We start from the raw sequence: 25788 nt of genomic DNA, 5'->3' as shown, positions 1-25788 counted from the left end.
CGCCTGCCCTAACCCGGAACTCATCTGCCTGAGCCGGGGACACGGCCTCCAGAAGCGGGGACACGCCAGGCCCCCTGGTGTGTCCCCGGCTCAGGAACCCGAGTTCCCGGCTCAGGCACGCATGTTGCCGGGGCGGGTGGGTGAGTTGCCGGGTCAGGTGCCTGGGTTCTGGGTTTCGGCGAGCTTGACCAGGATTCGGTCAAGGGCGGCCAGATCGGACGCGGGCAGGGCGAGCAGCGCGGGCGGGGGCTCGCCGAGGATGCGGTTCGCGAGCGCGGCGGCCCGGCGTCCCTCCCGGGTGGCCCGGACGAGCCTGCACCGGCGGTCGTCCGGGTGCACCGTGCGCTCCACCAGCCCGCGGCGTTCGAGATCGTCGACGAGCAGGGTCGCGTACGGGCGGTCGGTGATCAGCTCCTCGGCCAGCTGCCGCATGGTCAGCGGGCCGGCCGCGATCCGGCGTAGCGCCTTGACTTTGCCGAAGCTCATCCCGAGCCGGTTTGAAACCTCGCGGCGCCGGTCGTTGCTCCGGGTGACCAGATCGGTCATCCTGGCCCAGACGAGCGTGGTGTTCACCTGTGTCATCCCGGACGCACCCCCACCTTCCCGGCCTCTTCGAACGTGGTGCGCCGCGCCCACGGAGTGGTCGTGACGAACCCGAGCACCAGCACCACCACGCCGCACCCGACCATGATCCACCAGGCCCCGTGGCTCGCCTGCGCGAACTCGGCCGCCAGTGGCCCGTGGAGCTGGGAGGTCACCACCGTGCCCAGCACCGCGACGCCGAGCGACGCCCCGACCTGGCGACTCGTCGAGGCCACCGCCGCGGCGACGCCCGCCTGGTCGAGCGGCATGCCGGACACCGCGGTGTTCGTGATGGGCGGGTTGACCAGCCCGAACCCGATGCCGAACACGAGGTAGGCGACGACCAGCAGGGACAATGGGTAGTCGGTGGTCAACCGGGTGAGCAGCAGACCGGCGACAATGAGCGCGAGCCCCGCGGCCATCAGCGGCGGCCGCGCCCCCCTCGAGCCGATGATCCGGCCGGACACCAGCGAAAACGCGAATGCGCCGACCGCCGTGGGCAGGGTGAGCAGGCCCGCATGCAGCGGCGAGAAACCCCGCGCTTCCTGGAGGTAGATCGCGTTCAGGAAGAGGAAGCCGGCCAGCACCGCGAACCCGCAGACCGCGACGAGTATCGCACCGGAGAACGGGACGCTGGTGAAGAACCGCGGGTCGATCAGCGGTTCCGGCCGCCGCCGCTCGTACGGTACGAAAGCGGCGAGCGCAAGCGCGGCGACCACGAAACAGCCTATGGCGACGCCCGGCGCGGCGTGCGGGGCTTCGATGATCCCGTAGGTCAGCGCGCCCAGCACGACGATCATCAGCACCTGCCCGACCGGGTCGATGCGGCGCGGCCTCGGCGCCTTCGACTCGGCCACGAACAGCGCGGTGAGCAGCAGTCCGGCGACCCCGATCGGCACGTTGACCCAGAAGATGGACCGCCAGCCGACCGAGCTGACCAGCGCTCCCCCGACCACCGGACCGAGCGCCATGCTCACCCCGGCCACCCCGCCCCAGACGCCGATCGCGCGGGCACGCTCGCGCGGCTCGGTGAAGACGTTCGTGATGATCGACATGGCGACCGGGTTGAGCATGGATCCGCCGATCGCCTGCACCATGCGAAACGCCACCAGCAGCCCGACGTTCGGCGCGAGGCTGCACAGCAGCGAGCCCAGGGTGAACACCGCCAGCCCGCTCTGGAAGACGCGCCGCCGGCCGATCCGGTCGGCGGTGGACCCGGACAGCATCAGCAGACTCGCCAGCACCACGGTATAGGCGTCGATCGTCCACTGTAGACTCGAAGTGCCCGCGTCGAACTCGTGCTGGATCGACGGCAGGGCCAGGTTCACCACCGTGTTGTCCAGCGAAACCATGAACAGGCTCAGGCAGCAGATCGCCAGCACGAGCAACCTGCGCCGAGCGCCGAGCTCCGGCACGCGCACTCCACTCGTTGTAGATCTACAACAGTTGCAAGCCTACAACCAACCCATCCCGACGACGAACCTGGACAACAATTCATCGGATGATTTAACGTATGAATGGCTTGACACTCAACGGAGAGGGGTCATCGTGACGCGCGTGCTTCGGAGCAGGGCATGGTTCGGCGCTACCGGCCGCGCGGGCATGGTCTACCGCTCCTGGATGCGGAGCCAGGGCTTCGGCGCGGAGGTCTTCGACGGGCGGCCGGTGATCGGGATCGCGACCAGCGCGTCGGAACTCGCGCCGTGCAACGCGCACCTGGGCCGGGTCGCCGAAGCGGTCAAACGCGGCGTGTGGCAGGCGGGCGGCTTCCCGCTCGAGTTCCCGACGATGGCCACCGGCGAAACGCTGATGCGGCCCACCGCCATGCTCTACCGCAACCTCATGGCCATGGAGGTCGAGGAACTGATCCGCGCCAACCCGCTGGACGGCGTGGTCCTGCTTTCCGGCTGCGACAAGACGACGCCCGCGATGCTGATGGCCGCCGCGAGCGTCGACCTGCCCGCGGTCATGGTCACCGGCGGGCCGAAGCTCAACGGCAAGTACCGCGGCATCGACGTCGGCTCCGGCACGCACGTGTGGAAGTTCGAGGAGGAGCTCAAGGCCGGGCGCATGACCCAGGAGGAGTGCTTCTTCGCCGAAGGATGCATGGCGCGTTCCGACGGACACTGCATGACGATGGGCACCGCCTCCACCATGGCGTGCCTGGCCGAGGCGCTGGGCATGCAACTTCCTGGCTCGGCCGCCTGGCCGGCGGTGGACACGCGCCGCTTCGAGACCGCGCAGGAGGCCGGGAAGCGCGTAGTGGCAATGGTGAACGAGGACCTGCGGCCGTCGCGGATCCTCACCCGCGACGCGTTCGAGAACGCGATCCGGGTCAACGCCGCGATCGGTGGCTCCACCAACGCGATCATCCACCTGCTCGCGATCGCCGGCCGGGCCGACGTCGAGTTGCGGCTGGACGACTTCGACCGGCTCGCCCGCGCGGTGCCGACCCTGGTCGACCTGATGCCCAGCGGCCGGTTCCTGATGGAGGACTTCTGTTACGCGGGCGGGCTTGAAGTGGTCATGAAACGGCTCATAGACGCCGACCTGCTGCACGCCGGAAGCATCACGGTCACCGGCAAGAGCGTGGCCGACAACGTCGGCGGGGCCGAGTGCTGGAACAACGAGGTCATCACAAAAGTCGAGGAGCCGTTCCAGCCCGCGGGCACGGGAACCGCGGTACTACGCGGAAACCTTTGCCCGGACGGGGCGGTGATCAAGCAGTCGGCGGCGTCGGAGCACCTGCTCACCCACCGTGGCCGGGCGCTCGTGTTCGACACCGCGGAGGACTACCACGCGGTGTGCGACGATCCCGATCTCGACGTGGACGCCGACACCGTGCTGGTCATCCGGGGAGCCGGCCCCAAGGGCTACCCCGGCATGCCGGAGGTGTCGAACGTGCCACTGCCCACAAAGATGATCAAGGCCGGGGTCATCGACATGGTGCGCATCTGCGACGGGCGCATGAGCGGCACCGGCTACGGCACGGTGGTACTGCACGTCACGCCGGAGTCCGCGCTGGGCGGCCCGCTCGCGCTGGTGCGCACGGGCGACGAGATCACGCTCGACGTCCCGTCACGCACCCTCACGCTCGAAGTCGACGACGACGAACTTGACCGGCGTCGCGCGGAATGGAAGGCGCCCGAGTCGCCGTACCGCAGCGGCTACACCTGGCTCTACACCGAGCACGTGTTGCAGGCCGACCAGGGCGCGGACTTCGACTTCCTGCGCGGGCAGCGGGGCCACGCCGTACCCCGCGACTCACACTGAGCGGGCGCTGCCGTCCTGATCGGCCTGCGCCGCCGGCATGGCGTCGAGGGAGGCGGCCCGGGCGCAGTCGAGGAAGCGAGCCAGCGCCGGGTTGGTGTTGCCGAGGTGCCAAGCGATGCCGATCGGCACGGTGGGCTGCGGGTCAACGAACCGCTTGAACACCACACCGCGTCGGCGCAGGCTCTCCGCCCGCCCTTGGGTGATCATGGTGACGCCGTGCCCGGCCTGCACCGCGTGCAGCATTCGCTCCTCCTCCGGCTCCCACCGGGCGGCCGGGGGACGCACGCCCACACCGAACACCTCGTCGAGCATGCGATCCCACATTCCCGGACCGTGCTCGCGTGGCCACCACACCAGCGGCTGACCGGCGACGTCCGCGGTGCGGACCCGCCGCCTGCGGGCCAGAACGTGCCCGCTGGGCACGGCCAGCACCATCGGTTCCTCCGCGAGGTGCAGGCAGCCCAGGTCCGCGCCTTCGTCTACCGGCGGGCGGACGAAGGCCACGTCGATCACACGGTCCCGCAGCTGTTGTTCGTGCAGGCCGGTGAAACCGCTGGTCACCTTCAGCTCCACCAGCGGATGGTCTGCACGGAAGGCGTCCAGCAATTCGGTCACGATGCCGTTCGGCGCCGATCGGGTCAGGCTGACCAGCAGCTCACCTTGCCGGCCGCTGCCGTGCCTGCGAACCAGTGACGTGATCGCGTCGGCTCGGGCAAGCAGGTCCTTGGCCTCCGGCAGCAGCACCTGTCCGGCGTCGGTGAGCGACACGCCGCGCCGATTGCGGTGGAACAGTGGCACGCCGAGTTGCCGCTCGAAGATCTTGATCTGCTGGCTCAGCCCCGGCTGAGCGATGTGCAGTCGACGCGCTGCCCGCCCGTAGTGCAGTTCCTCGGCCACCGTGACGAAATAGCGCAGTTGACGAAGCTCCATCCCCACCTCCGGAGTGATAACTCCAGCTTCTCACAGGAGAAGAACCCGGACTTGGACGCCCGGCCCGAACCAGCGATTTACTCACGGTGTCCTCAAGATCTGAACTGGAGAACAGCATGACCAGCACGACAGCCCCGGTCGCGGCACCGGCCGCCACCGAGGCCATCTCGACGACGCGCCAGCGGCTGGCGCTCGCTTCGGTCCTCATGGCCACCTTCATGGGGCTGCTCGACGGCAGCATCGTCACCGTCGCGACCCCGTCGATCCAAGCGGACCTGCGCGCCTCCTTCGGTGAGATCCAGTTCGTCATCGCCGGCTACACCGTGGCCTACGCGGTCGGGCTGGTCACCGGCGGCAGGGTGGGTGACCTGATCGGCCGTAAGCGGTCGTTCGTCATCGGGGTGCTGACCTTCATCGGCATGTCAGTGTTGTGCGCCATCGCCCCCACTGCCGGGATGTTGATCGCGGCCAGGGTGCTCCAGGGCCTCGCCGCCGCCGTGATGCTTCCGCAGGTGCTGTCGATCATCCAGGTCACCTTCACCGGCCCCGCCCGGGCCGGCGCCATCGGGATCTACGGCGCCACCATCGGCCTGGCCTCCATCTCCGGGCAGCTCGTCGGTGGCGCACTGCTGGCCGCGAACCCGGCCGGGCTGGGCTGGCGAAGCCTTTTCCTGATCAACGTTCCCATCGGTGTGGCCGCGATCGTCTCCGCCCGAGCCACGGTGACCGAAAGCCGAGGCGGGAGCACCAGGCTCGACCTGGCCGGAGCATCGCTGCTCGGACTCGGTCTGGTCGGTCTGCTGCTGCCGCTGGCCATCGGCCCCGCGGCGGGGTGGCCGGTCTGGACCTGGGCCGCGCTCGCGGCAGGCGTGTTGGTGCTCGCCGGCTTCGCGGTCATTCAGCGCCGGCTGCAAAACACCGGGGGCGCACCGCTGGTGCCGCCGCGGTTGCTGGCGCAGGCCCGGTTCGCCCGGGGTCTGTTCCTGGTGCTGGTGTTCTACTCCGGAAACGCGGGCTTGTTCCTGCTGCTCGCCTACCACCTGCAGGCGGGGCTGCACTTCAGCGCGTTGGGCAGCGGCGCGGTGTTCGCTCCGCTGGGGCTCGGATTCGCGGTGGCCAGCCTGGCCGGCAAGAAACTCGCGGCCCGCTACGGAGCACGCGTGATGGTCGCCGGAGCCACCTTGATGAGTCTCAGCCTGGCCGCCTTCGTCGCGGTCGTCGCGGTGGCACCGCAGCAGGTCCAGGCACTGGCACTGCTGCCCGCCCTGGTGGTGTCCGGAATCGGGGAGGGTCTGGTCGCCGCACCGCTGATCACCACGGTGCTCGCCGACGTCGCCCCGGCCGACAGCGGAGCGGCCAGCGGCGTGCTACTCACCGGGACCCAGGTCGCGAACGCACTCGGCGTCGCGGTGATCGGTGGCATCTTCGCCGGTGTCCTCGGCTCCACCCCGGACGAGGCGAACACCACCGTGGCCTTCGCGGACTACGTCCACGCCACCGCCATCACCGGCGGCATCGTGCTGGCACTGGCCGTGCTCACCGGCCTGGTCGCCCGCGCGCTGCGCACACGGCACTGAACCCCGCCCCCTTCGTCACGGCATGAAAGCCAGACCCCGAGGCTCAACCTTGAACTCCGTTGAAGTTGACACGCAGGGTGTAGACCGAACTCGAGGCAGTGATGAACAGTTCATTGCGGCGCGGTCCACCGAAAGTCAGGTTCGAGCAGATCTCGGGCACCAGCAGCTTGCCGATGCGCGTGCCGTCGGGGGCGAAACAGTGCAGGCCGTCGTGGGCGGCCGCCCAGACCCGTCCGGCCGTGTCCACCCTGATCCCGTCGAACACACCGTTGTCGCAGGTGCCGAAGATTTCGCCGCCGGTGAGCGCGCCATCGTCGGTCACGTCGAACACCCTGATATGGCTGGGCTTCTGACGAGTGTCCACAATGTAGAGTCGGCTCTCGTCAACCGAGAAGGCCAGGCCGTTGGGCCGTTCGAAGTCGTCGGCGACGAGCCGGACCTCCCCGTTCGCTGGGTCGACACGGTAAACGTGGCAGGCGCCGATCTCGCTTTCCGCGCGATATCCCTCGTAGTCGCTATCGATGCCGTAGCTCGGGTCGGTGAACCAGATCGATCCGTCGGACCGTTCGACGACGTCGTTGGGGCTGTTGAACCGGCGACCGCGATAGCGCTCGGCGAGCACGGTCACGGTGCCGTCCGGCTCGACGCGGGTTACCCGGCGCCTGCCCTGCTCGCAGCTGACCAGCCGGCCGGCCCGGTCCCGGGTGTGGCCGTTGGCGTAGCCCGAAGGCTGGCCGAACACACCGACCTGACCGGTCGTCTCGTCCCAGCGCAGGGTCCGGTCGTTCGGGATGTCGCTGAACACGAGGTACCGGCCGGCCGGGAAATAGACCGGCCCTTCGGTCCACCGGCACCCGGTGTGCAGCCGCTGCATCCAGTTGTCGCCGTTGCAGCGTGAGAACCGCTCGTCCAGCACCACGAACTCGGTCTTGATCGAATCCACGTCTGCCCCCAGACCGTCGGATTATGGCTGGCGGTAAGCCTGTATCACCGAACTTGATGCCGTCAAGAACCACGACGTCACGGCGGCAGAGAGTGATCGCGGGGCCACGTCGTGCCCCGCGACTCACCCTCCAGAACCGAGGGAGCGGCCTACTCCCGTTCGATCAGGTGGCCCACGACGTCCGGCCCCGGATGTGCCGCGCCGGAACCGTCACGACGCGGGTTCGCCTTGGGCAGTTCCACTGGATCGCCGTTCTTCGCCGCGCCGGCCGGGCGTTGCCCGATCCAGCCCACGGTCAGCCGCGTCTCGCCCTTGAGGAACCGGTGCGCCCGCACCCCGCCGGTCGCGCGACCCTTGGCCGGATACTCCGAGAACGGCGTCATCTTCACGCTCGATCCGGTCGCGGTGACCACCATCGGCTCACCGTGCTCCACGTCGTCGGTGCGCACCGCGCCGAAGAACACGCTTTCCGCCCCGTCCACCAGCTTGATGCCGGTCATGCCGCCGCTCTTGAGCCCCTGCGGACGCACCAGCGACACCGAAATCCGCAGCAGAGAAGCATCCGAGGCGATGAACGCCAGCGTTTCGCGCCCGTCGGTCAGCCAACTCGCACCGACCACCTCGTCACCGGCCTTGAGCGTGATGACCTCGAACTCGTCCGCCCGCACCGGCCATTCCGGCGCGCAGACCTTGACCACACCGTGCCGCGTACCCAGCGCCAGCCCGGGTGCGCCGGCCGCCTGCTCGCCCAGCGGCGCGAGCCCGACGATCCGCTCGCCCTTCTCCAGCGGCACCAGCTCCCGGGCCGCCATCCCACCGCGCAGAGACACCGTCCCCGCCTGCTCGGGCAGCACCGGCAATGGAAGCACGTCGGTCTTGAACGCTCGGCCCCGGCTGCTCACGAGCAGAACCTGGCCGCGTGCCGTGGAATGCACGACGGCGGCGACCGCGTCGTGCTTGGCCCGGCCGTTGCGGCGCCGTCCCTCGGGCGCTTCCTCCGACTCGGCCGCCGTCCTGGCCACCAGCCCGGTCGCCGACAGGATGACCTGGCACGGGTCGTCGGCGACCTCCCGCGGCCCGGCCGGCTTCGACGCCTCCAGCACCTCCTTGAGGTCGCCGTCGATCAGCGCCGTCCGCCGCTCGGTGCGGAACTCCTTGGCGATCTTGGCCAGCTCGTTGGACACCACGCGCTTGAGGACCGACTCGTCATCGAGGATCCGGGTCAGCTCGGCGATCTCCTCGCGCAGCCGGTCCTGCTCCTCCTCCAGTTCGAGCTTGTCGTACTTGGTCAGCCTGCGTAGCGGAGTGTCCAAAATGTAGGTTGCCTGGATCTCCGACAGCTTGAACCGCTTCATCAGGCCTGCCTTGGCCTCCTGCGCGTTCTCGCTGTTGCGGATCAGCCGGATCACCTTGTCGATGTCCAGCAGTGCGATCAGCAGACCCTCGACCAGGTGCAGCCGCTCCTCGCGCTTACGCCGCCGGTACCGCGTCCGTCGGGTGACCACGTCGTAGCGGTGCGCGAGGAAGACCTCCAGCAGCGACTTGAGCCCGAGCGTCTGCGGCTGGCCGTCGACCAGTACCAGGTTGTTGATGCCGAAGGACTGCTCCAGCGGCGTCAGCCGGTACAGGTCGGCGAGCAGCGGCTGCGGGTTCACCCCGACCTTGCACTCGATCACCAGGCGGGTGCCGTTCTCGCGGTCGGTGAGGTCCTTGACGTCGGCGATGCCGGTGAGCCGCTTCGACTTGTTCACCTCGTCGGTGATCTTCTCGATCACCTTTTCCGGGCCCACGCCATACGGCAGCTCGGTGACCGTGATGCCCTGCCGGCCGCGGCTGCCCTCCAGCGGACCGATCTCGACCTTCGCGCGCATGCGGACCACCCCGCGCCCGGTCTCGTACGCCTTGCGCACCTCGTCCAGGCCGAGCAGCAGCCCGCCGGTGGGCAGGTCGGGGCCGGGCACGAACTCCATGAGCTTGTCCAGCGAGGCGTTCGGGTGGTTGATCAGCCAGCGGGCCGCGCCGATGACCTCGCCCATGTTGTGCGGGATCATGTTGGTGGCCATGCCGACCGCAATCCCGGACGTGCCGTTGACCAGCAGGTTCGGATACGCGGCCGGCAGCACCGACGGCTCGGACAGCGACCCGTCGTAGTTGGGCCGGAAGTCCACGGTCTCCTCGCCGAGCTCGCCGACCAGCAGCATCGCCTCAGGCGACATCCGCGCTTCGGTGTTGTGGTTGACGAAGCCACCGGCGAGGAACGAGTGGTCGTCGGATTCCACCCGGACCGAGTAGACCTCCGCGGGCGCCTCAGCAGCGACGTGGGTGACCTCCTCGAACCGGTATCCGGAGTCCATGATCGGCAAGATCGTCGCCAGGACCTCGGTGTCCTTGATGCGGTCGATAATGCGAAGCCGTTCGGTCTCCCAACGTTCGATTCGGTCGAAGTTGTGCTGGACCAGCCACTTCCGACCGCTGCCACGCCGGTCGAAGTCGAGTGCACCGCGAACGTAGTCGGCCACGAAGGGGGCCTTGTCCTGGCTGAGGCGATGCGGTCGCAGGACCGCCCGCCGCAGTAGCTGCCCCACCTTCGCCTGCTTCGTCTTGAGAAACCCGACACGCTCGACGAAGGCCCGGACGTTCCGCAATCCCGAGATGACGAGGCGATGTTCGACCGCGCCACTGCCCCGGGTGTACCGGCAGTGCCTTGCGATCACCCCGAACTCGGCGAGCATCTCCTGGACCTCGGTGGTCAGACGTTCGCTGTAGCTGCTGTACTGGATCGTGAACCCGTCTGTCGCGACCCGGGGGCCGCCGTCGCCCTCGAAAAGGGCCATCAGGAACGCCCGCTTCGTACCCCAGCCCGAGTTCCAGACGAACTCGGGCACGAACTTGTCCCTCGCCTGATGACCGATCAACTCCGCCAGGGGGCTGGCCCGGAAAGCCGCCATCCCGCCGGCGTACTCCTGCACGTCCAGCTCTCGAACGAGCTTGCGGTCGCGCCGGGTGTGCCGATCGGACACATACCGGGGACCACCCACCACTTGGTCGTAGGCGTGCAGGACCTCACCGAAGAAATGCTCGTCGGTGTTGTTGAAGCCCGCTCGCGTCTCGCTCGCCCAGCCCTCCGAAACCCACGCTCCAGCCAACACACCCAGCATGTACTCACGCGCCGTGGGAACGACCTGCATCCAGGCGTTGCGCGCGACGCACACGGTGGTGCCCGGCTCAATTTCGTCGAGTCGCCGCCACTGGAACAGCGGCACCCCCATCGGGGCTTCAAGGCAGAGCACGAGATGGTTCTCGCTGCCCCGCAGCGAGAACCCCGACTTCGTGGTCATCCTGATGGTGGGGTGGACACCCGAGTTGAACACCTTCGTGACCCGGACGGTCTTCCCGTCCTTGTCCAGGACCTCGAAGTCCGCATCGGCTTCACTGTCCGGTGGCAAGTTCACCACGTCGGCGATGCGCGGGCTCGATCCGTCAGCCAGGCGGATACGGGTATCCCCCACTACGCAGTAGCGGCTCGCCGCCGGGCCATCGTCCGGGCTCCCGAAGTTGCCGTGCCCGTCGATGAGCGGCGCGTTCATCGAGAAGTCCTGCGCCAGGCGGACCATCGCGTCGTAGATCGCGGTGTCGCCGTGCGGGTGGTAACGGCCCATCACGTCACCGACCACACGCGACGACTTCACGTACGCGTGGGCGGGCCGGTAGCCGTTTTCGTTCATCGAAAACAGGATCCGGCGGTGCACCGGCTTGAGGCCGTCGCGCGCGTCGGGCAGCGCGCGGGAATGGATGACCGAATAGGCGTACTCGAGGTAGGAATCCTCGATCTCGGTCTTCACCGGGTTTTCGAAAACCTGCGCGCCTGCCCGGTCGAAGGCGCTCGGGTCGACCCGGGTGGTCGGCGTCTTGCGGCGTGCCATGCTGAAGTTCGCTCCCGTTTAGATGTCGATCGCGGCCTGGTCGACGCGCGCGGCGGAGGCGACCAGCCAGTTGCGCCGCGGCTCGACCTTCTCCCCCATGAGCAGTTCCAGCGCGGACTCGGCGGCTTCCACGTCGTCGAGCGTGATCCGGCGGACCGAGCGGGTGGCCGGGTTCATCGTGGTCTCCCACAGCTCTTCGGCGTCCATCTCGCCGAGGCCCTTGAACCGCGGCACCGGCTTGACCACCTGCTTGCCCGCCTGCTCCAGCTCGGCCACCTTCGCCTCCATCTCCCGCTGGGTGAAGGTGAAGTGGGTCTCCGGGTTACGGCCCTTGGTCAGGATCTTGTGCAGCGGCGGCATCGCCGCGTACAGCCGGCCGTCCTCGATCACCGGGCGCATGTACTTGGCGAACAACGTGATCAGCAGCGTGCGGATGTGGGAGCCGTCCACGTCCGCGTCGGCCATGATGATCACCCGCCCGTAGCGCATCGTGGACAGGTCGAACGTGCGGCCGCTGCCTGCGCCGAGCACCTGCACGATCGAGGCGATCTCGGCGTTCTTCAACGTGTCGCCGAGGCTCGCCTTCTGCACGTTGAGTACCTTGCCGCGCAGGGGAAGCAGCGCCTGGTACTCCGACACCCGCGCCATTCTCGCGCTGCCGAGCGCGCTGTCGCCTTCCACGAGAAACAGCTCGCTGCGGGAGATCCCGGTGGTGCGGCAGTCGACCAGCTTCGGCGGCATCGCCGCGCCCTCCAGCGCGGTCTTGCGGCGGGCGGCGTCCTTCTGGTGCTTCTGCGCGATGCGGACACGGCCCGCGTCCACGATCTTCTGCAGCACCACCTTGGCCTCGGACTTGGTCTTGCGATCCTCGGTCCACGCCTTGAGCCGCTTTTCGACCACGCCCTGGATGACCCGCGTGATGCCCGCGGTGGACAGCTCGTCCTTGGTCTGCGAGGTGAACTGCGGCTCCGGCAGGCGCACGTGGATGACCGCCGTCATGCCCTCCAGCACGTCGTCGAGAACCGGCAGGTCCTCCTTCGCCTTGAGCAGGCCGCGGGTCTTGGAAATCGCCTCCTGCAAGGCTTTCACCGCGCCGCGTTCGAAGCCGCGGCGGTGCGTGCCGCCGTGCACGTTGCGAATGGTGTTGGTGAAGCACTCGACCGTGCGCTCGTAGCCGGTTCCCCAGCGCAGCGCCACCTCGATCTCGGCGCGACGCTCCACGTTGGACTTCATCACGCCGTTGGCGTCGGCCGCGTTCTCCTTGTACGTGCCCTCGCCGGTGATCAGCAGCGTGTCCGACACCGCCTTGTCCCCGGCCGGCGCGAGGAAATCGACCATGTCCCGCAGGCCGTTGGGGAAGTGGAAGGTCTCCTCGCCGATCGTGTCTTCACTCGCCGTGCGCAGCACGTACGTGACCCCGGGCACCAGGAACGCGGTGTTTCGCAGCTTGGCGCGCACGGCCTCGATGTCGAGCTTCGCGGTCTTCTCGAAGTAACGCGCGTCGTGCCAGTAGCGGATCGACGTGCCGGTCCGCTCGCCGCGCTTCATCTTCCCGGCGATGCGCAGGCCGGGCTGCGGGGTGAACTTCGCCTTCGCGCTCGGGCCGTCGAACACCCCGGGAACCCCGTGCGCGAAGGACATCTCGTGCACCTTGCCGCCGTACCGGACCGTCACGTCAAAGCGGTGTGACAGAGCGTTCACGGCCGAGGCACCGACGCCGTGCAGCCCGCCGGACGTCTTGTACCCGGAGCCACCGAACTTGCCGCCCGCGTGCAGCTTGGTCAGCACCAGTTCGACACCGGAGAGGCCGGACTTCGCGTGCTTGTCGGTGGGGATGCCGCGGCCGTCGTCGTCGACCTGGACGCTGCCGTCCGCGTGCAGGGTGACCACGATCCGGGAGGCGTAACCGGCGACACCCTCGTCGGTCGAGTTGTCCACGATCTCGGTGAACAGGTGGTTGATGCCGCGGCTGTCGGTCGACCCGATGTACATGCCGGGCCGCTTCCGCACCGCTTCGAGTCCCTCGAGATGGGTGAGGTCGTCGGCCCCGTACAGAGGCTCAGCAGAGGCAGTCACAGGGGCGTTCTCCCGGCTCTTGGACAACTGGTGTGGCGTCGAACAGGTGAACCACGGTTAGACAGGGTATCCGACCCCTCTGACAACCCTGTGGCATCAACACCGTGCGCGCCCGCCACCTTACTCCGCACAGTTGAAGCCCCCACAGTTACAGTCGACGGGGTGAGACGACCGCCCGATGCCCCGCTGCCGCCGCGGAACGGGCTCAGCCCCGCGCGGATGCGGCTCCCCGTCGAGGGCCCATGGGCGACCATCCGCGACCACCTCGTCGACCGCATCCCGAAGCTGCCACCGCAGCGGCTCGACCAGATGCTCGCCGAGGGGCGGATCGTCGGGCAGGACGGGCCGGTCACGCTGGTGACCCCGTACCGGCCTGGCACGTTCATCTGGTTCCACCGCGACCTGCCGGACGAGGTCCCGGTGCCGTTCGAGATCGGCGTCGTGCACCGCGACGAGCACCTGGTGGTGGCGGACAAACCGCACTTCATGGCGACCATCCCGCGCGGACGGCACGTGCTGGAGACCGCGCTGGTGCGCCTGCGGCGCGACCTGGACCTGCCCGAGCTCAGCCCGGCCCACCGGCTGGACCGGCTCACCGCTGGCCTGCTGATCTTCGTGGTCAACCGCGAACATCGCGGGGCGTACCAGACGCTCTTCCGCGACCGCAAGGTGCGCAAGGTCTACGAGGCCGTCGCTCGCCACGATCCCGGCCTCACGCTGCCCACGACGGTGCGCAGCCGGATCGTCAAGGAGCGTGGAATCGTTACCGCGCAAGAGGTTGCCGGCGAGCCGAACGCCCGGACCCGGATCGAGCTCATCGAGCACGCGCGCGGGCTCGGCCGGTACCGGCTCCTCCCGGAGACCGGCCGGACCCACCAGTTGCGCGTGCACATGAGCGGTCTCGGCATCCCCATTCTCGGTGACCGCTTCTACCCGGTGGTGACCGAAACCACACTGGACGACTTCAGCCGGCCGCTGCAACTGCTGGCCAGGACACTCGAATTCACCGACCCGATCACAGGTGACCTCCGCCGATTCGAGAGCCGCCTGAAGCTACGAAACTGTGACCAGCACACCCTTTCGGAATTTTCTATTTTGTGATATTATGAGCGAAATGCCAGGTACGTTGTCCGCGTGATACCTGAACACCTGGCCCAAGAACCCAGTCAAACCGCGCTCACGGCGGCCGCCGCCCGGGCCGCCCACCCACTCGTCGACGCCGAACCGCACATTTTCGTGGATACCCTGGCCGGCCGCATCCTCGGCGACCGGGCGGAAGAACTGCTCGCCTACCACCACGCGCACGGCGACCACCCCATCCTCGCCGAGGCCCGCGGACAGGTCATCGTCCGCAGCCGGTTCACCGAGAGTCGCCTGGCCGAGGCCGTCGAGCGAGGTGTGCGACAGTACGTGCTCCTCGGCGCCGGACTCGACTCCTTCGCGTACCGCAACCCGCTCGACGTCACCGTGTTCGAGGCCGACCACCCGGCCACGCAACAATGGAAACGGCGCCAGTTGGAAAAGGCCGGCATCGCGATACCCGAGCGGGTGAGCTTCGTCGGCGTGGATTTCGAAACGGACTCCCCGCTCGAGCGGCTCACCGAAAACGGCTTCGATCCCGAAATCCCGTCGTTCTTCTGCTGGCTCGGTGTCGTGCCGTACCTCAGCCGGGAATCCGTGCGGCGGACCCTGGCGCAACTGCCGCCGGGCGCCGAACTCGTCGCCGACTACATGTTGCCCCAGCAACTCCGCGACGAAGCCGGGAACGCTTACGCGACGGCGGTCTCCGCGGTCGCCGCCGAGCACGGCGAGCCCTGGCTGAGCTACTTCGAACCGGACGAGATGTCCTTGCTGCTCAAGGAGTCCGGCTTCGCCCACGTCGAGCACTTCAACCAGCGGGATGCGATCGCCCCCGCACTGTGGCAACGCCAGGACGCGTTGGCTCCCCGCCGGCTGTCCCAACTGGTCCACGCCCGCTAGCGACCCGCCCACGGGGTCCACTTCGGACTCCGTGGGCGCGGCCCGTCAGTGGCGGACCTGCACGACGATCTTGCCGATGTGCTCGTTGGACTCCATGCGCCGGTGTGCCTCGGCGATGTCGGTCAGGTCCGCATAGACCTGGTCGATCACCGGGGTGAGGGTGCCGATCCGCAGGCCGGCGTTGATGAAGGACTCCGCGCGACGCAACCGCTCCTCGTCGTTCACCAGGTAGTCGCCGTTGCTGTAGCCGTACACGGCGATGCTGCTGTCCCAGTTCATCGGCAGCGGGGTCGGCTCGAGGGCGAGCGAGCCGTAGACGACCAGCGACCCGCCGGTCGCGACCGCCTCGGCCAGTTGGTGCAGGCCCGGCCCGCCGATCGAGTCGAAGACGATCTCGGCGCCACGGCCACCAGTGATCTCCCGCACGCGCTTGACCAGGTCTTCCGACTCGGTGGTGACAACGTGCGCCGCGCCCGCTTGTAGCAGGCGCTCGCGCTTGGCTTCGCCTCGCGTGACCGCGACCGGGGTCGCGCCGAGGTGGTTGGCGATCTGGATGGCGGCGAGCCCGACTCCGCTGGATGCCGCCGTGATCACCACGGTGTCGTCGGGCCGCAGGCCGGCGCGCTCCACCATCCCGCCATAAGCCGTCTGATGCGTCAGCCAGACGGCGGCGCCCGTCACCGCGTCCACCTGGCGGCGCAACACCGACCCGGCCGGAACCACGACACGTTCGGCGTAGACGCCGTAGTGGCGCATCGAAAACCCGGCCGTCGTGCCGATCTCGTCACCCGGTACCAGCCCTTCGACTCCCGCGCCGACCGCTTCCACGACACCGGCGGCCTCGTAACCGATGCGAGAGCCCGGCAACACGGGCTGTTCGAAGTAGGTGCCCGCGCGGAAGAGGGCCTCCGCCCGGTTGATCCCGATCGCGTCGACCCGGATCAGCACCTCGCCCGGTCCGGGCTCGCCAACCGGAACGTCCGCCAGATGCAGGACTTCGGGACCGCCGACTTCGTTGAAAACCACTGTTCTGGCCATCTGTGCCCCCTCGATCATACGGCGTGTCTTTACTACACGCCGTTCAGTTTCAATACAGCTGATAGTAGACCAACGCTGTAAAGTGTCAACCGTGGTGACCCGCCGGGAGCGCCTTCGCGCCGAAACGACCGAGGAGATCAAGACCATCGCGCTGAAGCAGATGGCCTCCGACGGCCCGGGCGCGATCAGCCTGCGGGCGATCGCCCGGGAAATGGGTATGACCGCCGGCGCCATCTACGGCTACTTCCCCACCCGCGACGACCTCCTCACGACGCTGATCAAGGACGTCTACCTGTCCCTGGTGGAGAAGGTCGAAGCCGCGCGCGACGCCGTGCCACCCGAGGACACCGCCGGCCGCATCCTCGCGTGGGGCCTGACGACGCGGGAATGGGCGCTGGCCAACCCCGAGGGCTTCCGGCTGGTCTACGGCGACCCGGTCCCCGGCTACCAGGCGCCGGCGGGCGGGCCGGCCGCGGAGGCCGCGCAGCGGGCCTGCTCAGGGCTCACCGCGTTGATCGCCGCGGCCTGGCCGAAGGCCGGGCGCCGCCAGCCCGAGACCGGCTACGAGTGGTCGGACTTCGGCCCCGGACTGGCCTCCCACGTCCGGGAGAGCTTCCCCGACCTGCCACCCGCCGGCGTCGCGCTCGCGTTGCGGACCTGGGGCCGGATACACGGGCTGCTCGCGCTGGAGGTCTACGGCCATTTGAGGGCGCTCACCCACGAGCCCGCCAAGATCTACCGCGCCGAACTGCTCGACCTCGTGGCCTCGCTCGGCCTCACGCCCGCCTGACTCGTCGGCCTCGCTTTCGCTGTGAGCGAGGCGCAGGGCTGGCAGACTTTCGCCCATGGGCGAATCGGCGTTGCACGAACTGGCACCCGGGGTCTGGGCGTGGGTACAGGGTGACGGCACCTGGTGGGTCAACAACGCCGGAGTCATCAGCGGCCCCGACGGCGTCATCCTGGTGGACACCTGCGCGACCGAGGCCCGTACCCGGCGGTTTCTCGCCGCGGTCGACGACGCGACCGGCGGCGCACCGATCCGCCTCGCGGTCAACACGCACCAGCACGGCGACCACACCTACGGCAACAGCCTGCTTCCCGAGTCGACAGTCCTGATTGGACACGAGAACATGCGCGTCGCGCTGGCCGCCGACCCGCTCATCCAGGCCTGCCCGCCGTTCTGGTCGCCGGCGCCGGACTGGGGCGCCGTGCGCCGCCGGCTACCGTCGGTCACCCTGCGTTCGCAACTCATGCTGCACAACGGCGACTGTCTGGTGGAGCTGCTGCACCCTGGCTATCCCGCACATACTGCCGGCGACGTGGTCGCGTGGCTGCCCACGGAGCGCGTGCTGTTCACCGGCGACCTGCTGTTCCACGGCCTGACTCCGTTGATCCTCATGGGTTCCGTGGACGGCGCGCTGCGCGTGCTGGACTGGCTGGACAGGTTCGGCGCCGAGCGCTTCGTGCCCGGGCACGGGTCGCCGTTCGGGGCCGGCGAACTGCCCTCGGTGCTCGCGGCCCACGAGCGGTACTACCGGTTCGTGCGGCAGGTCTGCGAGTCCGGTCGCGAAGCCGGGCTGGCTCCGCTGGAGGCTGCCCAGCAGGCGGACCTCGGTGAGTTCGCGGGCTGGGCGGACAGCGAGCGGATCGTGCTGAACCTGCACCGCGCGTACGCCGACCTCGACGGGACCGAACTCGACGTGTTCGCCGCCTTCCAGGACGCCGTCGCCTGGCGAGGCGGCCCCCTGCCCACCTCCGTCTAACCGCGAGTCCCCACTCCAGCCGCGCGTGTCCCCGCCCCAGGCGCCCGAACTCCCGCCTCAAACGTCCGAGTTCCCGGTCCAGGCGTCCGAATTCCCGGTTGGGGCGTCCGAATTCCCGGTCCAGGCGTCCGTGTCCCCGCTCCAAGCGTCCGAATTCCCGGTCCAGGCGTCCGTGTCCTCGCTCCAAGCGTCCGAGTTCCCGGTTGGGGCGGCTGAGTTCGCGATCGAACCCGGAACTCGCGTGCCTGAACCCAGAACTCGCGTGCCCGAACCCAGAACTCGGCTGCCTGAACTCGGAACTCGGCTGCCTGAAGTGGGGACACGCGCGGGGTCAGGATTCTTGACAGGTGGGGGTGATGTCGGCGGGGGCGGCGGAGCCGTCGTCAGTGGCGTTCAGGCCGAAACTGGTGGAGCTTCCGGCGTGGAGCACGGCGTTGAAGTCTGCGTTGGTGACCGTGATGCTGGAGCCCTGCTGGGAAAGGGTGCCGTTCCACACTTGGAGGATGTTCCCGGATGGCACCGTCCAGCTGACCGACCAGCCGGTGAGATTGTCCGTGCCGTCGTTCCGGACGGTCACCTGCGCCTGATAACCGCCGGGCCAGGAGCCCGTCACGTGGTATTCGGCATGGCAGCTCCCATGCGGCGGAGCGCTCGAGGACGCGCTCGGTGGCGGAAGCGCGGCGGTGCTCGCCGGTGGCTGCCCGGCGGCTACACCGTTTGGTTGCCCATCGTTGCTGAAGATCGTGCCGAGGAGCACGCCCCCAGCGACGAGCGCCACCGCGAGACCCGCGACGGCAAGCCGCCGTGCGGTCAGCCGCCGGAAGACCGTGAACGCGCTCCCTTCCTCGGGCCAGTCTCCTTGTGGTGGCAGAACTTTGGTGCCACGCAGCGGTAGCGCCTTCGTCCCGGACGCGGGGGCTCTCTCGCCTGGCTCCTGCCCGAACCCGGAACTCGACGACCCAAACCGGGAACTCGGCGACCCAAACCGGGAACTCGGCGAGCCGAACCCGGAACTCAGCGACCCGAACCTGGAACTCAGCGACCCGAACCCGGAACTCGGCGGGCTGGAGCGGGAACTCGGCGGGCTGGAGCGGGGACTCGCGGGTGGGGGGAGGTCGGGGACGGGGCGGCCGTCGGCCACCGCGGCGAGTGCCTCCGCCACGGCGGGCAGCTCGGGGCGCTCGGCGGGGTCGCGGCGCAGCAGGCAGAGCAGCACATCGGCGAGTGGCCCGGGGTGCCGGGGCGGGGGGATCTCGTCCCGGGCGATCCGGTGCAGCAGCGCGATCGGGTTCGCGTCCGTGCCAAACGGCGGCGCGCCCTCGACGGCGAAATAGAGCGTGGCGCCCAGCGAAAAGACGTCCGACGGGAAGTCGGCCTCGGCGCCGCTCGCGACCTCCGGGGCGAGGTAGGCCGGGGTGCCCACGACGAACCCGCTGGCGGTCAGCGTGGCCTCCCCGGCCGCGCGGGAAATGCCGAAGTCCGCGAGCTTCGCGGTGCCGTCCGGGGTGATGAGCACGTTCCCCGGCGTGACGTCACGGTGAATGATGCCTTCCGCGTGCGCCGCGGCCAGCGCGGCGGCCACCTGCGCGCCCAGCTTCGCCACCTGCCCGGAGGTCAACCCGCCGCTCCGGCCGGCCAAGGCCGACAGGCTCTCCGCCGACACGAATTCCATGACCAGGTATGGGCGTCCACCGTCCGACACGACGTCGTACACGGTGACCGCATGCGGGTGCTGCAGCCGCGCGGCGAGGCGGGCCTCGCGCATCACCCGCCGGGCCGCCTCGTCGGCCGTGGTCTCGTCCGCGGTCTCGGCGACCACGAGCTGCTTGACCGCGACCACGCGATCCAGCCGCTCGTCGTGGGCCCGCCACACCACGCCCATCGCCCCCCGGCCGACCCGGGACACCAGGCGATAGCGTCCGCCGACCAACTCACCCTGTTGTGTCACGACGAGGTCCTCCAGTGCGTGACGAGGTGGCCCCCCGCGCCGATTGTAGGAGGGTTACTCAAAACGCGAGATGAGCACAATGCTCTGCCTCGTGGAGGCTCCGCTCCCATCCGTCAGCGGCGGCGATCGGTGACGGCGGTTATCTCGCGTAGGGCGTCGGCTGCCGCGCGGATCGTCTTGTCGGGGATGCCGGCCAGCAACTCTTCGTGGACGCGGGTCGACGCTGCCATTGCCTTGTCGGTGATCGACTCGCCGGATGGGGTCAGGCGGACCCAGCGGCCGCGGGCATCGTCCGGGTTTGCTTCGCGCGCTACGTAGCCGGCGGTGGTCAGGCGTTGCAGGACGTTGCTTGTACCGCCTGAGGTGAGAAACAGGGACCGCGTCAGCTCGCTGGGGCGCAGCGGGCCGCCTGCTCGGCGTAGCGCCGCCAGCACGTCGAACTCCGCGTAGGTCAGGCCCAGTTCCGACAGGGCGACCTTCATCGCCTGCTCGTGCCGCAACGCAAGGCGGGACACGCGCTTGCTCAGCTCCACGCGCGTAATAGCCGCTGGGGCCATGCCCGCCGCCGCCCACTGCCTGGCCAGCTTGTCGACCTCATCCTGCACGGGGCCGAGAGTACCGCTGTTCTAATTGCTTTTCTAAAAGCTTTCGATATAGCATCACCGCCATGGCAATGATCATTCGTGGTGGACGAGCGGTGGACAGTGGGCGCGTGACCGACTTCCTTGTCGAGGACGGACGGATCGCCGCGACCGGGCCGGACCTACCCGCACCTGCCGGCGCCGAAGCAGTCGACGCCACCGGCATGCTTGTCTCGCCCGGCTTCGTCGATACCCACCGGCACACGTGGCAGGCCGGGCTTCGCGGGATGGGGCCCGACATCTCACTCGCCACGTATCTCGATCTCGTCCTCGGCACGGTGGGTCCCCGCTACCGTCCCGAGGACGTCTACACCGGCACCCTCGCCGGCGCGCTCGAATGTCTCGACGCCGGGATCACGACCCTCGTGGACTGGAACCACATCCAGCACACGCCCGAACACACGGCCGCCGCGGTCGACGCGCTCAAGGTGTCCGGCATTCGTGCCGTCTTCGGATACTGCAGCCACAAGCCGGAACTCGCGCGGCGAGTCCAGGCCAGCATGGGCGGACGGGTCACGATGGCCATGGCGCCGTTCGGGCCCGAGATCGCCGGGGAGGACGTCGCTCTCGACGAATGGCGGATCGCGCGGGAGTTGGACCTTTCCGTGACCGTGCACATGGGCGGCCACGGCAAAGAGAGTGCGGCACGCGGGCTGGACTTCCTGCGGCGCAACGGCTTCCTCGGACCGCGCACCAGCTACGCCCACGGCAACCACTACACCGACGAGCAACTGAAGCTGATCGCCGGCAGTGGCGGTGCCATCGCGGTGTCGCCGGTTGTCGAGATGGAGCTTGGTATCGGCGCGCCCGTCACCGCCCGGGCGCGTAAGGCGGGAGTCCCAACCGGACTCGGGGCGGACACCGTGATCAGCGGGCCTGGCGACATGTTCAGCCTCATGCGGGCCGACTACGCCCACATGCGGCTCGAATCGGACCTCACGGCCCGCGACATTTTCCGCGCCGCGACCGAGGACGGTGCGCGCGTGGCCGCGATCGACGGCGTCGGGACGCTGGAAACCGGCAGCCATGCGGACGTCGTACTACTCCGAACGGACCTGCCGGGGGTGGCGCCGGTGCATGATCCCGTCGCGTCGGTCGTTCTGGCGATGGACACGCGGGCGGTCGACTCCGTCATCGTGGGTGGCCAGTTCGTGAAGCGGGACGGCCGGTTGCTTGCTCCCGACGTGAGCACATTGTTGACGACATTGGCGGAATCCGCCGCTCGGGTCATCGCCCCGGCATGATGTTGCGTGCCAGGGGGCAAGCAGCCAGACGCTCCGCCACCACAACCCCGGCACGGCCGCCTCGGGCGAACCCGGGGCGGCCGTGTGCCGTCAAACCGTCAACGAACGCGCGCGATCAGGCCGCGGCCTTGGTCAGCGCGCGGGTGGTGAGCACACGCGCCAGGTGCTGGCGGTATTCGGTGCTGGCGTGCGGCTCGTCGACCGGGGAGGTGCCCTCGGCCGCGAGCGCCCCGGCTTCTTCCGGCGATGCTCCGGACGCGAGCGCCTCCTCGGTGGCGCGGGCGCGCAGCGGCGTGCCACCCATGTTGATCAGGCCGACCGACTTGCCGACCACCGCGACGCCGACGATCGCCCAGTCGATGGCCCGGCGGACGAACTTCTCGAAGCCCCAGCCGAGCCCGGTCTGCTTCGGCACCCGGACCTCGGTCAGCATTTCATCCGGCTCCAGCGGGGTGGTGAACGGGCCGAGGAAGAAGTCCGCGGCCGGGATCCGCCGCTCGCCCGACGGGCCGCGCACGACGAGCACGCCCTCGGACGCGAGGATCGCGGCCGGCAGGTCCGCGGCCGAGTCGGCGTGCGCGAGCGAACCGCCGATCGTGCCGCGGTGCCGGATCTGCAGGTCGCCGATCGAACCGGCGACGTGTGCGAGCAATGGCGCGTGTTCGGCCAGCACCGGGTCGCCGTTGAGGTCCTGGTGCCGCGACAGCGCCCCGATCGCGATGTCGTCGCCGTCGAGCCGGACGTAACGCAACTCGTCGATCGGCGCCACGTCCACCAGCACCTCGGGCGCGGCCAGCCGAAGCTTCATCAGCGGCAGCAGGGACTGCCCCCCGGCCAGGAGCTTGGCTTCCTCGCCGTGCTCGGCGAGCAGGCTGAGCGCCTCGTCCACAGTGGACGCGCGCTGGTAGCTGAACTGTGCCGGGATCACCGGTCGACCTCCTGCCCGGACGCTTCCATCACCGCGCTGACGATGTTGTGGTAACCCGTGCAGCGGCACAGGTTCCCTTCCAGGCCCTCGCGTACTTCCCCACGGGTGGGTTTCGGGTTGTGCGCCAACAGGGATGCCGACGCCATGATCATGCCCGGCGTGCAGAACCCGCACTGCAGGCCGTGCTGCTCGCGGAACGCCTTCTGCAACGGGTGCAGCTCGCCGTCGCTACCGCTCAGCCCTTCGATGGTGGTGACGGCGTGCCCGTCGGCCTGCGCGGCCAGCACCGTGCACGACTTCACCGATTCCCCGTCGAGCAGCACCGTGCAGGCGCCGCACGACGTGGTGTCGCAGCCGATGTTGGTCCCGGTCAGTCCGGCGTTCTCCCGGATGAAATGGACCAGCAGCGTCCGGTCCTCGACCTCGTCGGTCACCGCACGACCGTTGATCTCGATGGAGACCTTCATTTCCCCTCACCTCTCACAGAAAGCGCTTCCCAGACCCGCTGCGGGGTCGTGGGCATGTCCAGGTGACGCACGCCGAGGTGCGCCAGCGCATCCACCACCGCGTTGTGCACGGCCGGGGTGGACCCGATGGTCGCGGCCTCACCGATGCCCTTGACTCCCAACGGGTTCCGCGTCGTCGGCGTCGCCGAGTCCACCAGCTCGAAGTCCGGCAGCTCGACCGCGCTGATGAACGAGTAGTCGGCCAGGGTGGACGTGGTCGGGTTGCCGTCGGCGTCGTAGCTCATCACCTCCAGCAGCGCCTGCGCCGCGCCCTGCCCGAGCCCGCCGTGCCGCTGCCCGCGGAAGGTGACCGGGTTGAGCACGGGTCCGGCGTCGTCGGCCGCGATGATCCGCATCAGCTCGACCTTGCCGGTCTCGGTGTCGACCTCGACCACGGCGAGGTGGCTGCCGAACGGGAAGGTCGGCGTGCCCTTGTCGAACCACACGTCGGCCGACAGCGGCTCCTCGATCTGCTCCGCGAGCTGGCTCCAGCTGAGCTGTCCGCCCGAGGGCACGCCCTTGACCCGCCACACGCCTTCGTCGACGTCCAGTTCGAGGTCGTCCGGCGAAGCCTCCAGCAGGTCGGCGGCGAGCTCGCGGGCGCGGTCGATCACCTGGTCCGCGGCGGCCTTCACCGCGGAACCGCCCAGCTGCAGCGACCGCGACCCGAAGGTGCCCACGGCCCTCGGGATCTCGTCGGTGTCGCCGTGTTTGACGGTGATCTTGTCCATGGCGACGCCGAGCTGGTCGGACAGCAGCATGGCGAGCGTGGTGTCCAGGCCCTGACCGTGCGGTGAACTGCCGGTGTAGGCGGTGACGGTGCCGTCCGGGTTGATGTCCACGCGGCCGCTTTCGCCACCGCCGTCGCCGCCGGTGATCTCCACATAGGACGCGATGCCGAGACCGAGCGCCTTCACCTCGCCCGCCTCGCGGCGGCGTGCCTGCTCCGCGCGAAGCTCGGCGTAGCCGGCGGCTTCGAGAACCTTGTCCAGTGCTGCCGAGTACTCGCCGGTGTCGTAGTTCGCACCGGTCGGCGACTGGTACGGGAACTCGTCCGGGCGGATGAAGTTGATCTTGCGGACCTCCGCGGGGTCCTTCCCGATCTCCGCGGCGAACACGTCGATGGCGCGTTCGATCGCGGCGGAGGCCTCCGGCCGCCCGGCGCCCCGGTAGGCCCCGATCGGGGTCGTGTTCGTGACCACCGCGCGGCTCGCCGCCTCGACCTTCGGGAAGTGGTAGACGCCCGTACCCATCAGTTCAGTGAGCGTAGGCAGGAACAGCGCGCGTGGGTAGGCGCCCGCGTCCTGGATCACGTCCAGCCGGAAGGCCTCCACCGTGCCGTCGCGCCTGCCGCCGATGGTGATGGTGTTCTGCTGGGCCCGCCCGTGCGTCATCGCCACGAGGTTTTCGCTGCGCGTCTCGGCCCACCGGATGGCCCGGCCCGACCGCTTCGCGGCCCAGCCCAGCACCGTCACCTCCGGATCCGCGCCGATCTTCGCGCCGAAGCCGCCGCCGACGTCGGGCGTGACGACCCGGATCTGCTCCTCGCCGACACCCAGCCCGCCCGCGATCGCGCCACGCGCCAGTTGCGGGTTCTGCGTGGACAGCCACACGGTCAGCCGGCCGTCCTCGCCCCACGCACATGCCGCGCCGCGCACCTCCAGCGGCGCCGGCGCGACCCGGTTGTTGACAATCGTCTGGGTGACCACGACTTCGCAGTCCTCGAACGCCTTGTCGTCGAACTGGCCGTCGTGCTGGTGCACCAGGTTGCTGCCCAGCTCCGGGAACAGCACCGTCTCGTCGGCCAGGGCCGCGTCGATGGTCGTGACCACGTCGAGCGGGTCATAGTCGATGTCGATCAGTTCCGCGGCGTCGGCCAGCTGGTACCGGTGCTCGGCGAGCACCAGGGCGACCGGTTCACCGACGTAACGCACCACGCCGTCGGCCAGCCACGGCGACGCCACCGGCGCACCGGCCGGGACCGGCGGCGCGAGGTCCAGGTCCGAGATCGTGTACACGGCGACCACCCCGGGCGCGGCCTGCGCCGCCGAGGTGTCGATCGACGAGATCCTGGCGTGCGCGATCGGGCTGCGCACGAACATCGCGTGAACCGCGCCGGTGAGCGCCGCTTCCCGCAGGTCCTCGACGTAGGTGCCGCCCTGTGTGATCAGTTTCTGGTCCTCGATCCGGACCACTCTGGTGCCGAGAATGCTCATCTGGCCTCCTGTGTCTTGCGGGACACCCGCACCCGGTCGGCCCGCACGAGCAGGGCTGCGCGAGTATCGCTCATGCGGTCCTCCTGTGTCTTGCGGGACACCTGGACGCGGTCGGCCCGCACGCTACGCATCCAAGATCATGCCCTTTGTAGGCAGTGGTCAGCGCAAGGGGTACATCTTTTCCGTTCACCGGAACACCTTCCTGCCGGTCCGTAGCGGA

General features: G+C 69.1%; 19 protein-coding genes and 3 pseudogenes. 7 read left to right on the top strand and 15 right to left on the bottom strand.

Going from position 1 to position 25788, the window contains the following annotated elements:
- Positions 1-153: 153 nt before the first annotated feature.
- Together A3CU_RS0138455 and A3CU_RS48770 are read right to left on the bottom strand one after the other, a co-directional pair.
- Positions 154-582 carry a MarR family winged helix-turn-helix transcriptional regulator gene (locus A3CU_RS0138455; RefSeq protein ID WP_027946717.1) on the bottom strand — a complete coding sequence of 143 codons (429 nt, stop codon included), beginning with the start codon at positions 580-582 and terminating at the stop codon, positions 154-156.
- On the bottom strand, positions 579-1997 hold the full coding sequence (locus tag A3CU_RS48770) for an MFS transporter (RefSeq protein ID WP_043844034.1): 1419 nt from the start codon (positions 1995-1997) through the stop codon (positions 579-581). The genes A3CU_RS0138455 and A3CU_RS48770 overlap by 4 nt, the downstream gene beginning before the upstream one ends.
- A gap of 187 nt (positions 1998-2184) precedes the next feature.
- Between A3CU_RS48770 and A3CU_RS0138445 the strand changes: the two genes are divergently transcribed.
- Complete coding sequence (locus A3CU_RS0138445; protein WP_245617522.1) at positions 2185-3855, top strand: IlvD/Edd family dehydratase; 1671 nt, start codon at positions 2185-2187, stop codon at positions 3853-3855.
- On the opposite strand, the gene A3CU_RS48765 is transcribed toward A3CU_RS0138445, so the two are convergent.
- Complete coding sequence (locus tag A3CU_RS48765; protein ID WP_052372890.1) at positions 3847-4785, bottom strand: LysR family transcriptional regulator; 939 nt, start codon at positions 4783-4785, stop codon at positions 3847-3849. The two genes, A3CU_RS0138445 and A3CU_RS48765, sit on opposite strands and share 9 nt — an antisense overlap.
- 116 nt (positions 4786-4901) lie before the next feature.
- Between A3CU_RS48765 and A3CU_RS0138435 the strand changes: the two genes are divergently transcribed.
- Positions 4902-6362, top strand: coding sequence for an MFS transporter (locus A3CU_RS0138435; RefSeq protein WP_052372889.1), 1461 nt, complete (start codon positions 4902-4904; stop codon positions 6360-6362).
- Positions 6363-6405: 43 nt separating this feature from the next.
- Here A3CU_RS0138435 and A3CU_RS0138430 read toward each other — a convergent pair whose 3' ends face one another.
- The 5 genes and pseudogenes from A3CU_RS0138430 to A3CU_RS0138420 all read right to left on the bottom strand — a co-directional run bounded on the left by A3CU_RS0138430 (position 6406) and on the right by A3CU_RS0138420 (position 13304).
- Complete coding sequence (locus A3CU_RS0138430) at positions 6406-7305, bottom strand: SMP-30/gluconolactonase/LRE family protein (protein WP_027946714.1); 900 nt, start codon at positions 7303-7305, stop codon at positions 6406-6408.
- A 149-nt stretch (positions 7306-7454) separates the two neighbouring features.
- Positions 7455-9536, bottom strand: a pseudogene (locus tag A3CU_RS55500) (DNA gyrase subunit A); the annotation flags it as partial.
- Between the two features lie 390 nt (positions 9537-9926).
- Positions 9927-10142, bottom strand: a pseudogene (locus tag A3CU_RS55910) (LAGLIDADG family homing endonuclease); the annotation flags it as partial.
- 459 nt (positions 10143-10601) lie between these two features.
- Positions 10602-11228 (bottom strand): annotated as a pseudogene (locus A3CU_RS55490) (DNA gyrase subunit A); the annotation flags it as partial.
- 18 nt (positions 11229-11246) lie between these two features.
- Entirely contained in the window at positions 11247-13304 is a 2058-nt protein-coding gene (locus A3CU_RS0138420) for a DNA gyrase/topoisomerase IV subunit B (protein WP_027946712.1), read from the bottom strand.
- A 219-nt stretch (positions 13305-13523) separates the two neighbouring features.
- Here A3CU_RS0138420 and A3CU_RS0138415 point away from each other — a divergent pair, with 219 nt between their 5' ends.
- Together A3CU_RS0138415 and A3CU_RS0138410 are read left to right on the top strand one after the other, a co-directional pair.
- On the top strand, positions 13524-14405 hold the full coding sequence (locus tag A3CU_RS0138415; RefSeq protein WP_052372887.1) for an RluA family pseudouridine synthase: 882 nt from the start codon (positions 13524-13526) through the stop codon (positions 14403-14405).
- A gap of 33 nt (positions 14406-14438) precedes the next feature.
- Positions 14439-15284, top strand: a complete 846-nt coding sequence (locus A3CU_RS0138410) for a class I SAM-dependent methyltransferase (protein ID WP_211246620.1) — start codon at positions 14439-14441, stop codon at positions 15282-15284.
- Positions 15285-15329: 45 nt separating this feature from the next.
- Here the strand turns inward: A3CU_RS0138410 and A3CU_RS0138405 are convergent, their stop codons facing one another.
- Positions 15330-16322 (bottom strand): zinc-dependent alcohol dehydrogenase family protein, encoded by a 993-nt coding sequence (locus A3CU_RS0138405; RefSeq protein WP_027946709.1) that lies wholly within the window; start codon positions 16320-16322, stop codon positions 15330-15332.
- 91 nt (positions 16323-16413) lie between these two features.
- On the opposite strand from A3CU_RS0138405, the gene A3CU_RS0138400 reads away from it, so the two are divergent.
- Both A3CU_RS0138400 and A3CU_RS0138395 read left to right on the top strand, forming a co-directional pair.
- Positions 16414-17112: a TetR/AcrR family transcriptional regulator gene (locus A3CU_RS0138400; RefSeq protein ID WP_245617514.1), complete on the top strand. Its 699-nt coding sequence runs from the start codon at positions 16414-16416 to the stop codon at positions 17110-17112.
- A 55-nt stretch (positions 17113-17167) separates the two neighbouring features.
- Positions 17168-18085: an MBL fold metallo-hydrolase gene (locus A3CU_RS0138395; protein ID WP_027946707.1), complete on the top strand. Its 918-nt coding sequence runs from the start codon at positions 17168-17170 to the stop codon at positions 18083-18085.
- 331 nt (positions 18086-18416) lie between these two features.
- Here the strand turns inward: A3CU_RS0138395 and A3CU_RS53170 are convergent, their stop codons facing one another.
- Together A3CU_RS53170 and A3CU_RS48755 are read right to left on the bottom strand one after the other, a co-directional pair.
- Positions 18417-20033: a protein kinase domain-containing protein gene (locus A3CU_RS53170; protein ID WP_052372884.1), complete on the bottom strand. Its 1617-nt coding sequence runs from the start codon at positions 20031-20033 to the stop codon at positions 18417-18419.
- Positions 20034-20146: 113 nt separating this feature from the next.
- Positions 20147-20638 carry a MarR family winged helix-turn-helix transcriptional regulator gene (locus A3CU_RS48755; RefSeq protein ID WP_052372883.1) on the bottom strand — a complete coding sequence of 164 codons (492 nt, stop codon included), beginning with the start codon at positions 20636-20638 and terminating at the stop codon, positions 20147-20149.
- Positions 20639-20700: 62 nt separating this feature from the next.
- Here A3CU_RS48755 and A3CU_RS0138380 point away from each other — a divergent pair, with 62 nt between their 5' ends.
- Positions 20701-21918 carry an amidohydrolase family protein gene (locus A3CU_RS0138380; protein ID WP_043843951.1) on the top strand — a complete coding sequence of 406 codons (1218 nt, stop codon included), beginning with the start codon at positions 20701-20703 and terminating at the stop codon, positions 21916-21918.
- A 115-nt stretch (positions 21919-22033) separates the two neighbouring features.
- Here the strand turns inward: A3CU_RS0138380 and A3CU_RS0138375 are convergent, their stop codons facing one another.
- Genes A3CU_RS0138375 through A3CU_RS55320 form a run of 4 tightly spaced genes read right to left on the bottom strand, consistent with a single transcriptional unit; the run spans position 22034 to position 25699 of the window.
- Positions 22034-22846: an FAD binding domain-containing protein gene (locus tag A3CU_RS0138375; RefSeq protein ID WP_027946705.1), complete on the bottom strand. Its 813-nt coding sequence runs from the start codon at positions 22844-22846 to the stop codon at positions 22034-22036.
- Entirely contained in the window at positions 22843-23313 is a 471-nt protein-coding gene (locus tag A3CU_RS0138370) for a (2Fe-2S)-binding protein (protein ID WP_027946704.1), read from the bottom strand. The genes A3CU_RS0138375 and A3CU_RS0138370 overlap by 4 nt, the downstream gene beginning before the upstream one ends.
- Positions 23310-25568, bottom strand: coding sequence for a xanthine dehydrogenase family protein molybdopterin-binding subunit (locus tag A3CU_RS0138365; protein WP_027946703.1), 2259 nt, complete (start codon positions 25566-25568; stop codon positions 23310-23312). Before A3CU_RS0138365 ends, A3CU_RS0138370 begins: the two co-directional genes overlap by 4 nt.
- Complete coding sequence (locus A3CU_RS55320) at positions 25565-25699, bottom strand: hypothetical protein (RefSeq protein ID WP_281174193.1); 135 nt, start codon at positions 25697-25699, stop codon at positions 25565-25567. The genes A3CU_RS0138365 and A3CU_RS55320 overlap by 4 nt, the downstream gene beginning before the upstream one ends.
- Positions 25700-25788 lie beyond the last annotated feature (89 nt).

Source organism: Amycolatopsis taiwanensis DSM 45107, from assembly GCF_000519205.1.
GTDB classification, from domain to species: domain Bacteria; phylum Actinomycetota; class Actinomycetes; order Mycobacteriales; family Pseudonocardiaceae; genus Amycolatopsis_E; species Amycolatopsis_E taiwanensis.
The sequence above is the reverse complement of the archived record's forward strand: the minus strand, read 5'-3'. Positions and strand labels throughout refer to the sequence as shown.

What these genes read in the sequence shown, in the direction of transcription:
- A3CU_RS0138415 (WP_052372887.1), top strand. Translation starts at nt 13,524, where the DNA reads ATGCGGCTCCCCGTCGAGGGCCCATGGGCGACCATCCGCGACCACCTC.
- A3CU_RS0138395 (WP_027946707.1), top strand. Translation starts at nt 17,168, where the DNA reads ATGGGCGAATCGGCGTTGCACGAACTGGCACCCGGGGTCTGGGCGTGG.
- A3CU_RS0138445 (WP_245617522.1), top strand. Translation starts at nt 2,185, where the DNA reads ATGGTCTACCGCTCCTGGATGCGGAGCCAGGGCTTCGGCGCGGAGGTC.
- A3CU_RS0138455 (WP_027946717.1), bottom strand. Translation starts at nt 582, where the DNA reads ATGACACAGGTGAACACCACGCTCGTCTGGGCCAGGATGACCGATCTG.
- A3CU_RS55320 (WP_281174193.1), bottom strand. Translation starts at nt 25,699, where the DNA reads ATGCGTAGCGTGCGGGCCGACCGCGTCCAGGTGTCCCGCAAGACACAG.
- A3CU_RS0138435 (WP_052372889.1), top strand. Translation starts at nt 4,902, where the DNA reads ATGACCAGCACGACAGCCCCGGTCGCGGCACCGGCCGCCACCGAGGCC.
- A3CU_RS0138370 (WP_027946704.1), bottom strand. Translation starts at nt 23,313, where the DNA reads ATGAAGGTCTCCATCGAGATCAACGGTCGTGCGGTGACCGACGAGGTC.
- A3CU_RS0138380 (WP_043843951.1), top strand. Translation starts at nt 20,701, where the DNA reads ATGGCAATGATCATTCGTGGTGGACGAGCGGTGGACAGTGGGCGCGTG.
- A3CU_RS48765 (WP_052372890.1), bottom strand. Translation starts at nt 4,785, where the DNA reads ATGGAGCTTCGTCAACTGCGCTATTTCGTCACGGTGGCCGAGGAACTG.
- A3CU_RS0138365 (WP_027946703.1), bottom strand. Translation starts at nt 25,568, where the DNA reads ATGAGCATTCTCGGCACCAGAGTGGTCCGGATCGAGGACCAGAAACTG.
- A3CU_RS0138405 (WP_027946709.1), bottom strand. Translation starts at nt 16,322, where the DNA reads ATGGCCAGAACAGTGGTTTTCAACGAAGTCGGCGGTCCCGAAGTCCTG.